This window comes from Vibrio minamisatsumaniensis, from assembly GCF_050337445.1.
Lineage (GTDB): Bacteria > Pseudomonadota > Gammaproteobacteria > Enterobacterales > Vibrionaceae > Vibrio > Vibrio artabrorum.
Window position 1 is genome coordinate 1 of sequence record NZ_JAKJSY010000102.1, and the last position, 11,421, is coordinate 11,421.

An 11,421-nucleotide genomic window follows, 5' to 3' on the forward strand; every position below is an offset into this window, starting at 1 on the left:
TTAATACTGCGCTAGTGTGCGTGAGAGACCATTCATTCGTCCACATTAAATTCAATGCTTTTCGTTTTGTTTGAGCAGTCGCGGCATGCTTAGTTGGTAAAAATGAATCAGTATCATGGATGGCAAAGACTTGAGCCCAATACCGTATCTGTCTTGAAGAAATTGAATATTGTTTTGCTAAGTAGAGAGATGACGTGCCATCTAAGTATTGCTTAGCAATGATACATTTTAGCTCTCGGCTATATTTGGACATAAAAAGACCCCCAATAATTGGTGTCCAACTATTGGGGGTCAGTTCACTATGCGGCTTTTTATTTGGCTGTGATAAACTGTGTTTAGATCAATCTGGACACTAACTATGACAAACCCAACTAATACTTTTCTACATTCCCTTTCTGTTATTGCTCAACATAATGAACACCGTTACGGAGTGGTCTTTGATGGCGATGTTGATTGGCAAAATTCTGCAGTTGTTGCCTTCCTTCAAGAGTTACACACGACAAACATCTTCCAGATTGGCGGTACTCCGTTTGAAGGCGTTATTTATGCCCCAGTAAAAAAAGGCCAACAACTTCTTGGCCGAGAGTGCCAAGTTCTTGTATGTGATTTTAGAGTGCAATTTGATGCGAATGGTTTTAGTGCCGCGCTCGGTTCGTTAGTCGGTGGTGGGTTGTTGTTGGTGTTGCCGCCAAAAGTTGATGACTCTACAGATAGCGAGAGCTCTGGACAACGTTGGTTAAAGTTCCATTTCGATAAACTGATCTCTGTTTCACAACACAATGAAGCAGGCGATGTCGCTCTTGCGACTCACGCTCTTCCTCAGAAGCAAAACGTCAACAACGGATTGGATAAATTTGCACAGCAAAGCACGGCTGTTGAGTTAGTTAAAAAAGTGGTGTCTGGACATCGCAAACGTCCTCTGATTCTCACCGCGGACAGAGGGCGTGGAAAAAGTTCGGCATTGGGTATTGCGGCAGCACAGCTTTTGGTTGAACGGACCGGTTTTAACATTATTGTTAGCGCGCCTTCTGTGAAAGCGGTAGAGCCGGTATTTTCTCATGCACGCCAAGGATTAGGAGTTTGTGACGTGGTTGACGCGACTCACATTCGTCATCAAGGTGGAAGTTTAAGATTCGTCGCACCGGATGACATACTTAAATCTAAGCCTGATTGTGACTTGCTATTGGTTGATGAAGCCGCTGCGATTCCCATTCCAATGCTTAAATCCATGGTCAGTTTTTATCATCGTATGGTTTTTTCAACCACAGTGCACGGTTATGAGGGAAGTGGGCGAGGGTTTGCTATCAAGTTTGAGTCTTGGCTTTCTAAGCATCGTCCCGGCTGGAAAGGCTTTAAGCTCGAACAACCGATTCGTTGGAATAACAACGACCCACTAGAAGGTTGGTTGTTTGACTGCTTCCTGCTTGGTCGTCACGCATCGCTCAGTGACTCCACGACTCATCAGTTAGATGACTTTTCTGATCAGACAATCAACCAATTAAACTTAGTCGAGTTATCAAAAGCAGAATGCTTAGCGAACCCTGAGACGCTACAGCAATGTTTTTCTCTTCTTGTTGATGCACATTATCAGACGTCGCCAAACGACTTAATGCAATTCCTCAACAATCCAGCAATCCATATGTACGCGGTTTGGCAACAAGATCTGTGTTTAGGGTGCATGTTGGTGACAGAGGAAGGGGGCTTGGATAGTGAGTTGATTACTCAGATTCAACTTGGAAAACGCCGGCCTCAAGGTCATCTGGCTCCTGTTTTGTTGGCCAATCAACTGGGTTGTACTGAAGCTGCGACCAGTCGTTGCCTCCGAGTTATGCGCATCGCTGTTTCAACGCGTCATCAAGGTTTTGGAATCGGTCGTTGGATGTTGGCTCAGCTATCACGACAAATTACCCAAGTGGATTATCTGGCGACCAGCTTTGGCGCGTCCAGTGAACTGATTTCTTTTTGGCGTGGAAGTGAATTCGAAGCTGTGCACATCGGCCACCAGCGGGATCAGGCAAGTGGTTGTCACTCGGTTTTGATGGTTAAAGCGCTTAATTCAAGCTCTCAATGTTGGATTAAACAGATTCTGCATCACTTTGAGTGTAACTACTGTTTTCTTGTTTCTGGTTCTTTATTTTCACTTGAAACGGACATGGTACGCGCGCTGTTACCTAAGAGTGCAGAACCCTTGAATGATAGGGAGGTCCAATTAATGAGAAATTATGTCGACGGTGGGAATAGTTACGACAGTATCAGTTTCAGTGTCCTTAAATTAATCTTGTTCTCTCACCGTGGCCGTGCGGGCTTGCAAGGTACAGTGTCCAAAACCTTTCGTTTTACTCTTTCCGATCTATTGATTGCGAAAGTGGTTCAACAAAAACCGTGGGCGACCTGTGTTGCACAATTTAATTTTGCTGGACGAAAGCAAGCAGAACTTCAGTTTCGAAAAGATGTTGATGCTTTATTGTCAAATTTACACTGTAAATAGGGCGATCTGTTTTCCTATTAGATTTACAGTGTAAATTAGAACCTTGAATTTACACTGTAAACTGCTCGTCTTTGTCGATGTTTACACACCTACTATTACCCTCTCATTCATACCCGTTACCGTTTCCTTTTTTCTTGTCGTTATGTCTACGTGTCTGAACCGCTTTATTCTGTGGATACAGAAAACCACGGGTTTACCCGTGGATGAATGCCTTTGGAGGCGGTACGATGGCTAAATGCAATATTACACCTCCTCCCACAGTGTCTATTACACCAAATATCACATAGTTTGGGTGACTAAGTACCGACGGAAAATCCTGAATCCTGGTATGTGCAGCTACTTATGGAAGGTGATGCCAAAGTTACTGCGAAGTTTACCTGGCGTTGAGATCGAGACGATAGGCTTTGATGAAGATCATCTGCATATGATGATGCTTATCCCACCGAAATACAGCATTTCTGACGTCATGGGTAAACTAAAAAGCCAATCGTCGCACCACATGCGAAAAACTTTCAGTTGGCTAAGTAAGGTTTACTGGAAAGAGAACATTGTTTGGTCGCCAGGTTACTTTGTCAGTAGCGTAGGCGTGAATGAACAGGTTATAGCGAATTATGTTAGGCATCAGGGCGAAAAGGATTCTGGTCAACTCCGCATGGAGTTGTAACAGTAAGTACCCCGTGCATGCACGGGGGTATCTACTTTTTGTTCCAAAAATAGCAAAAGAGTGTCGCTCTGTATTTATCAAAGCAGAAGCGAAACTAAAAGAGCAAATTCTTATTTATGAGTCATCTTTGCAGGATCGAAAGTAAGTGATGAGACGCTGATTATTTAAATGTGATGATTCTAAGGTCACAACGAATTATATAGACTAAATAACAACTGAGTCATTAGGGATACTCAATTCGAATGTGGGATAACATCGTTACGTTGTCAGAAGACAAACAACAAGTGGTTGCTCGTTTACCGTCAGGGACAGTAGCTGACGCAAGTTTTGATCATAGGCTACTATCCGTTGCTCTGGATACATTAGGTGTATCTGACTATTTTCTTTTTGAAGAAGAGGTGTTGCGTTTTGTGACTCTCGCAAAAGAAGGTAAAGGTGAAGCGTATGAAGGCATTCTCATTGCTGAAGTCCGTGATGCCAGTGTTGTTGTTGAACTGTCTGCTGATGAAATGTTGGCTACTATAGTGGTCACAGGACCGTATAGTGGCAAAGTATTAAGAGGCAGCGATATCATTTACTGCTTGGCGCAGGCTTACATAACAAAAGGTATTAATAAGCTAGCGCTCAGGAAAGTACTTATGATGAGTACTAAACTTAAGCCGGGAGAAATATTTACCCAGCCAGTGGCGAAAGGTACTCTGCCTGTAAGAGGGCAAGACGCCAAGTTTCAAGCTTTGGTCGAAGACATTACTCGCCAAGTATTGAAGCCGCGTAATAAAGACGCGGGAAAAATTGATATGCGAGATTTAGGCGAAACCATTACCGTTGGAATCAATGAACCGTTAATGAAGCGTATCCCCGCAACCAAAGGGACTGCTGGGTTTACTGTCCGAGGTCGGATTATCCCTCCCATTCCAGGTAAAGACTGTTTAATTAAACCTGGAAAGGGTACCTATATTTCTCCTGACGATCCTAATCTTCTGCTAGCGGCGAGTCCTGGATTACCGATAATTAAAGAACGCAGTATCGAAGTAGACGACGCCTTGTGCGTGAGCAATGTTGATGTCTCGACTGGGCACATTAAATTCAAAGGTAATGTGTTTGTGTCTGGAAACATTGAACCGGGTATGATTGTTAAAGCGACGGGAGGCGTGACGGTTGGCGGTTTTATTGAATCGGCAGAGGTTCAAGCACAAGCTGATATCAAAGTTGCAAAAGGAATTATTGGTCACACGACAAAAGAGGGTGACCCCAAAAGTTGCAAGGTAATCAGTAAAGGTTCTATAACCGCAAGCTATGCTCAGAATGCTGAGTTACAAGCGGCCAATGATATTCGACTCGGTGTACACAGTATGAGTAATGATATTCGTTGTGGTAATAACTTAACCGTGATGGATACCATGAAGAAACACGGTACGCTCAGTGGGGGCGAAGCTAAAGTGGGGGGGAAAGTAGAATGTGTCTTTTTAGGTGTAGAAGGCGATACTGCGACTAAAATTCATAGTTTTGCACGTTACGATGGCTACCGACAAAAGATAGCTGAGTTGAAAGAGAGTTATAAACACGCGCAAGAGCAAACCATGAGCGTGATCCGTAAAGAGTTAGAGTTTAAGAGGCGTCCGAAATCAGAGAGAAGCGAAGAGCAAGCATTGGCGATTCAACAAAAGCGGGAACAAAATGATCAAGCGATCGAAAAAAACAAGTCGCAATTAGATAGGCTCGAAGCAGAGTTCGAAACCCACCTTGCTGAATGCACTGTCGAAGTACACGAAAAGGTGTATACCCGAGTCACGATTCAATTTGGTGATGAGACGGTGACAACGAAGCGAACTCATGGTGGGAGTATATTCTCATTCAATCAATATGAAATATTATGTTCATCTAAGATGAAACAAGAAGATCTTGCCCTATAATCAAACGGATTTTAATTGATAGAATTGTTAAGTTTGCGGATTGATTGAAGATAAAAGAAGGGGAGCACACTGGCTCCCCTCTCTATTTCTTAACGGCATTATCACGCTATCATTTACTAGCTAACGGCTTTGACTTTGCCTTGTTTAAGGTCTGACAGAACGTGCGTTTTCGGGCCATCGGCAATAATGCTACCTTTCTCCATCACAATGACTCTGTCTACAATGTCTAACATCGATGTTTTGTGTGTAATTAGAATCAAAGTCTCACTGGGTAGCAACTGGTTAAGCTGGTGCTTGATGTGCATCTCTGAACGGTTATCCATGGCACTGGTCGGTTCATCCATCAATAATACTGGTGGGCGACCTAGGAAGGATCGAGCAATCGCAACGGACTGACGTTGACCACCCGACAGTAAAGCGCCACCTTCGCCCACCTGGCGTTCTAAGCCCGCTGGATCTTGTTGAGTAAAAGCGGTCACGCCTGCACGGTTAGCGGCGTCCATTACATCGCGATCATCGACCAATGGGCGACCTAAGGTAATGTTGTCTCTTACCGAGCCGTAGAACAGGTTACTGTCTTGCGGTACACAGCCTATATTGCGTCGTACGTCGACATGGTGCAATTGTTCCATATCGGTACCATCAATCCGTACGTGGCCCTCTGTCGGCTTGTACAGGCCCATAATCAGACGTTCTAACGTGGTTTTACCTGAACCAATACGACCGATAATGGCCACTTTCTCACCCGGAGCAATATTGAGAGTGAGATCTCGTATTGAGGCGATAGGAGAGTCTGGGTAGTGGAACGTTACTTTGTCCAATGCGATATGACCTTGAATAATCGGGCGGTGTATATAGCGCTTACCTTCTTCTTGTTCATCTGGCATCGACATGACTTGCTCAATCAAAGTCATTGATGACTTTGCTTGGTTGTAACGCGTCGAAAGCAAAGAGAGTTGAACCAGAGGACCAATCGCACGGCCACTCAGCATAGTTGCAGCAATCAAGCCTCCCATCGTCAGCTCGCCTTGTGCAATTAAATACACACCAAAAATGATCATACCGACGTTGGTACTTTGCTGAACAAAACCTGCGGTGTTTTGGATGCTGTCTGTGATGCGGCGGCTTTTAATGTTCCAATTTGCCATGTGAGCAACCGCTTCTTCCCAACGGAATTGGAACTGACTTTGCGCGCTAAAAAGTTTAACGGTTTCTAAGCCGGCGAGACTCTCGATCAAGTTTGCGTATTTCTGAGAAGCAAGACGTGAACCTTCTTCTATAGTTCGACGCAGTGGACCTTGGATTAACAACGCATAGATGATCAGAATGACCACACCGACGACTGGCACAAAGACTAGATTTCCGGCCATTAACCAAATTAGAACAAGGAACATCAGTGCGAAAGGTAAGTCGATCAACGAGCCAATGGTTGCAGAAGTAAAGAATTCACGGATTGATTCGAACTCTTGCAAGTTTTTTGCAAATGCTCCGACAGAAGCGGGCTTTGCCTCCATACGAATCCCCAAAACTTTACTGAACAACTTTGAGGAGATGAGAATATCGGATTTCTTGCCTGCGACATCGATAAAGTAGCTGCGCATTAACTTCAACAGGAGATCGAAAAGGAACACGACAAAAATACCACTCGCTAATACCCACAGGGTTTCAAACGCGAGGTTAGGCACTACTTTGTCGTATACCAAGCGTGTGAACATGGGGGCGGCAATCGCGAAGATATTGATAAGAATGGAGGCAATCAAAACATCTCGGTAGATGTTTTTCGATTCCCAAATCGTACTCCAAAACCAATGTCCTTTGCGGGTTTTTAGAACCTCGGGTGAACGTTCATCATAGCGGAACTGTTTTTTTACCAAGAAGTAGCGACCAAGGAATTGTTCTTTCAGCTCTTCGACAGGAATGATGATTGGCACCATTCCGCTTTCTGCTGTAATGATTTCGGCTTCTTGCTTTTCTAAATCGATACTGTTGAGAACGCAAGCCTCACCCTGTTTAAGCAGTAAAACCGCAGGCAGAATGAGATGCGGGATCTTGTCTAAGTCGGATCGGTTTTCTTTCGCCACTAATCCCGCGCGCTCAGCGGAACGTGGGAATAAGAAAGGGGTTAGCTTTCCATCGGATAGTGGTAGCCCATTGATCAATGCTTCGGGCGAGTTAGCTAATCCGTAATACCGGCTAACGTAGATCAGTGAGTTCAATAGTGGATCTTGCATTCGATATAACCCTTACAACTATTTATCAACAATGAAGCCTTGGAACACTTCTACGTAGTTATCAGACAAGATATCCAGTTGAGTCTGCGTTTCTATTCGAGACGCAATTGTGATTACGCCTAGGTTATGAGCGGTTCTAGAGATTGATGTTAAGGTGAATTTCTGTTTTTCGTCATCAAGATTATGGGTGAATAAGTAATCGAGCTTGACATAACTTGGACGGTATTCGTTGATGTAATCCAGCGATTGGAAATTACGCCCGTAGTTATCGACACCAAATACCGCATTGGCATTGCGAATGGTATTACACAATAGTGCGGTGTAATGTGGAACGTTGATGAAACAATTTTCCGGGATTTCAAAATGCAAAAGGTGAGCGATGGTGGTATTTTGCTCCAAGGTTCGACCTATCCAGCGGATGAAACTGGGCTGAGAAATACTGCTTGGTGATATGTTAATGGCAATAGGACTGGTTACATCTTTTGTATTGAGCTTTTCAATCATCTTCTCGATAACGTATTGGTCGAGAAGATGGCTTATTTCGAGTTGCTCTAGTGCGTACAGGTATTGATTGGCACCGTAACGCACGCCATCTTTTTCAATCGCAGAGAACACCTCTTGGTGGTAGGTTTTACCAAAGGCATTGTTTGCAGCTTGAAGACGGAAGGTGATTAGGTCGTTAATGATCGCTTCTTCCACCAACATACGCCATTGCTGTTTACCCATCACTGCACCATGATCGTCGGCTGTTACGTAGCCATAAGTCAGTTCATGATTTGCCTTAGCACTTGACAGTGCATTATCCACCAGCGACATGATTTCAGTACTGGTTTTACGCTTGCTGCTGTATGTCACACCAAGCGCAATATGTGGATTGGCAGTGCCTGTTGGGTCTGAACCTAGGCTTTGGATACAGTTTACGATGCTGCTCGCGACAAGTTTCAGTTCGCTCTCATCAACGTTTGGCATGATGAAACCGAACTCATCACTAGAAATACGGGCGATGGTGATGTCTGGTGATGAAATCGAAGCCTGTAATTGTTCTGCCAGTTGGTGCACTAAAGCATCCCCTTCTTGGTAACCTTTTTCATCGTACTCTTCACTAATGAATTGTGCTTGCAGTACTGCCAGCCCGCCGACACTCGACTCTTCCAACCATTGGTTAAGTTGCGACATGTAGTAAGCTCGGTTACCAAGTTGAGATACAGGGTCAATATAGGCACGTTCACGAAGTCGTTGAGCTTCTTGGGCTTGGTTTTTAAAAGCCAGTTCGACCTGAGTCGACATATGGTTTATGCCGTCGACCACCAAAATTAGGTCTTTTGTTTTCGGGCGAATTAAAGGGTCGCCAAATTGATTCTTGGCTATTTGATCCATTTTGTTGATGATCAATGATAATGGATGCAATGCTTTTTTGAGAATCCATGAAATGGAAATCATACCCAGTAAGAAAATCACTGTGAATACGGTCAACAAGTGTGTAAATGCTTGCCAAAGTTGAACATAAGCAGGGCCGGTATGGCTTACGATCTCGACTTCGGCTAACTGCATCCAGCCGCTGGTAATCACACGTCGGTCATGAATGGGTTCAAACAGGTTAAGGTTGGTAAACCATTGTGGTACGCCTGTTGGTTTAACTGGGTATGAGCGCTGGATATCATCACTGCCGTCTAGAAAAACTAAACGTACGATGGAGTAGGAACTGCCATCAAACAGAGCGTTAATCACAGATTCTACGGCCACCTTGTCCTTTTCTTCTAGATAAGGGGCGAGGGCTAGCCCTACCGTATTAATGGTATTATTCACTTCAGAACGTTGCTGCTCTTCTAGGTAGCCACGGGTGGTATTGAATTCGATCATAAAAACTGACGTCATCAGCAATATGAACACCGCAACCATCCCAAACACCAGTTGTTTATATAAAGTCATTGTACCTACTCATCGTAATTGATAATGGGTTTGTTTAATTTTAGAGCGCGCTCACGAGAACGTAAGTCGTTCCATAAGCTCAACCTTGACGATTTCCCAGCAAGCTTACCGCTGCCTGCTGCCGACTTAATCAGCCAAAGATTCTTACCATTGAAACTGTATATTGGTCGTAGATCTCTGCGTTTGGACCCTCGTTTAATTTCAGGGTTTAAATTGTCCAAAATAAGTGGTTCTGCACTGGGGGTTGAGTAGTAAGCCAACACCATATGGAATTGGTTTAACTCAAGCGCTTTGACGTACACCAATCGTAATTTTTTGTCGGGCACACCCAGCTCAAGTAAAGAGAAGTACTTTGCGATAGTGAAATCTTCACAATCACCGGCGTTACTACCTAAAAACTCCAGCGGTGTGGCCCAGTAGTCGTTTTTTCCCCAAAGTATGCTGTCGTCGACAAAGTACATTTGGTTGAAGAATCGATTAACAGATTCGAGCTTCTCTGCTTCACTTAATTTATCGTAGTGCGTCATATTTAAGCGCCATGTGGCGACTCGTTTTCCTGCTCTTTCACCATAAGCTGCTGAGACCGCATCAATCCATCTTTGATCGCTCTTATTGAGTGCCACAGAAGTAAAAGAGGTCAGGACTAACAACAGTAGAGAAAACGACGGTTTCATGATTTTTGCTCTGATCTGTTTGTTACGTATTGAGTCGTGTCGTTAAACATCAAACGTCCTTACTCCTTAAGTGCGTTGTTTTGGGCACTTAGGATTGGTTTCAACATGTACTCAAGCACCGTTCTTTTACCCGTAATAATATCGACAGAAGCCGTCATACCAGGGATGATAGGCAGCTCTTCGTTATGGCCAAAGCTGTATTTCTCTGTACGTACACGCACGATGTAATAGCTGTTGCCTTCTTCATCCTGAGTGGTATCTGCACTGATGTGTTCTAATACGCCTTCTAGACCGCCATATTTAGTGAAATCATAAGCACTGAATTTAACAATGGCTGTGAGTTCTGGACGTAAGAAAGCGATGTCTTGTGGGGCGATTTTTGCCTCAACTAAAAGAGAGTCTTCAGTTGGCACTATTTCTACGATATCCATACCCGGCTGAATGACACCACCGACAGTATTAATGCCTAAGGTTTTGATGGTTCCTGTGACAGGAGAGACCACCACGGTGCGATTGACTCTATCTTCAAGACCAACTGAAGATTCGGTCATGGCCGACAGTTTGTCTTGTGCTTGGTTGAGTTTTTCTTGTTGTTCTGAGCGGAAACTCTGCGCGGCATCGATACGACTCAACATGGCTTCTTTGATTGCCGAGCGAAGGAGAGGGATTTTAAGTTCGCTAGAGGTCATTTCTCGGCGTGTATCATTCACTTGCCTTTGAAGCTTAAGTAGTTCAATTCTTGGTACTACGCCTTCATCTGCAAGTGGTCGGGTAATGTCTAACTCTTGGCGGGCAAATTGGTAACTTTGCCTTAAATTATTAACACGCGCTTTTATTTCAATAAGATCTTGTTGTTTTTGCTCAACTTGTTGATCAAATACGGATAGTTGATTTTTCAGGTTGTTGAGGTCTTGACGATATTCTGCTTTTTGGCGATTCACCAATTTAGGTTGAAGTTCGTAGAATCTTGGTGGAAAAGCAAGCTTGCCGTAGTCGAGTTGGACACTGTTTTTCCAGTTTTCGACGGAGAATTCTTCGTTAACGACAACACTGTTAAATGAAGCCGAGAGCATCAATACATTGGCCGTTAAATTTGCGACTTGTTGTTCGCGTTCTCGAAAGTCAGAACGGAATCGAGTGTCATCAATCAAGAGAAGTTGTTGACCTTTTTGAACTTGTTGTCCCTCTCTGACCAATATCTCTTTTACTAAGCCACCTTCAAGGTTTTGTACCACTTGGATTTGAGAAGAGGGGATGACTTTACCTTGCCCAACGGTGACTTTGTCGATCTCAGCCCATGCGGCCCATCCAATAGCAGCAATAAAAAACAGAACGATCACCCACAGCATAATACGTGCACTGGTCGGCGTATTGAGCAATAGAGCCGCAGTTTTATCATCGACGTACTCTAGTTCGGTTTCGTTCAATTTGCTGAAATTCTTCTGACTCATAACAGTCCTTGTTCGCTAAATTAAAGTGCAAGCCTCTTGAGTGTATTCTTACTTTTGATAAATGTTAAGAT

General features: G+C 44.0%; 7 protein-coding genes and 1 pseudogene. 3 read left to right on the forward strand and 5 right to left on the reverse strand.

Going from position 1 to position 11,421, the window contains the following annotated elements:
- Positions 1 to 253: pseudogene (locus L4B77_RS17845) on the reverse strand (helix-turn-helix domain-containing protein); the annotation flags it as partial.
- Between the two features lie 105 nt (positions 254 to 358).
- Here L4B77_RS17845 and L4B77_RS17850 point away from each other — a divergent pair.
- The 3 genes from L4B77_RS17850 to L4B77_RS17860 all read left to right on the forward strand — a co-directional run bounded on the left by L4B77_RS17850 (position 359) and on the right by L4B77_RS17860 (position 5,065).
- Positions 359 to 2,488: a tRNA(Met) cytidine acetyltransferase TmcA domain-containing protein gene (locus tag L4B77_RS17850; RefSeq protein ID WP_429752064.1), complete on the forward strand. Its 2,130-nt coding sequence runs from the start codon at positions 359 to 361 to the stop codon at positions 2,486 to 2,488.
- A 235-nt stretch (positions 2,489 to 2,723) separates the two neighbouring features.
- Complete coding sequence (tnpA, locus tag L4B77_RS17855; protein ID WP_429752066.1) at positions 2,724 to 3,152, forward strand: IS200/IS605 family transposase; 429 nt, start codon at positions 2,724 to 2,726, stop codon at positions 3,150 to 3,152.
- A 242-nt stretch (positions 3,153 to 3,394) separates the two neighbouring features.
- Entirely contained in the window at positions 3,395 to 5,065 is a 1,671-nt protein-coding gene (locus tag L4B77_RS17860; RefSeq protein ID WP_261840489.1) for a FapA family protein, read from the forward strand.
- 116 nt (positions 5,066 to 5,181) lie between these two features.
- Here the strand turns inward: L4B77_RS17860 and L4B77_RS17865 are convergent, their stop codons facing one another.
- The 4 genes from L4B77_RS17865 to L4B77_RS17880 are packed head-to-tail and all read right to left on the reverse strand — an operon-like array spanning position 5,182 to position 11,350.
- Complete coding sequence (locus L4B77_RS17865) at positions 5,182 to 7,296, reverse strand: type I secretion system permease/ATPase (protein WP_429752068.1); 2,115 nt, start codon at positions 7,294 to 7,296, stop codon at positions 5,182 to 5,184.
- An 18-nt stretch (positions 7,297 to 7,314) separates the two neighbouring features.
- Positions 7,315 to 9,225: a bifunctional diguanylate cyclase/phosphodiesterase gene (locus L4B77_RS17870; protein WP_429752070.1), complete on the reverse strand. Its 1,911-nt coding sequence runs from the start codon at positions 9,223 to 9,225 to the stop codon at positions 7,315 to 7,317.
- Between the two features lie 5 nt (positions 9,226 to 9,230).
- Positions 9,231 to 9,899: a transglutaminase-like cysteine peptidase gene (locus L4B77_RS17875; protein ID WP_261840492.1), complete on the reverse strand. Its 669-nt coding sequence runs from the start codon at positions 9,897 to 9,899 to the stop codon at positions 9,231 to 9,233.
- A 59-nt stretch (positions 9,900 to 9,958) separates the two neighbouring features.
- Complete coding sequence (locus L4B77_RS17880; protein WP_429752072.1) at positions 9,959 to 11,350, reverse strand: HlyD family type I secretion periplasmic adaptor subunit; 1,392 nt, start codon at positions 11,348 to 11,350, stop codon at positions 9,959 to 9,961.
- Positions 11,351 to 11,421: the final 71 nt, after the last annotated feature.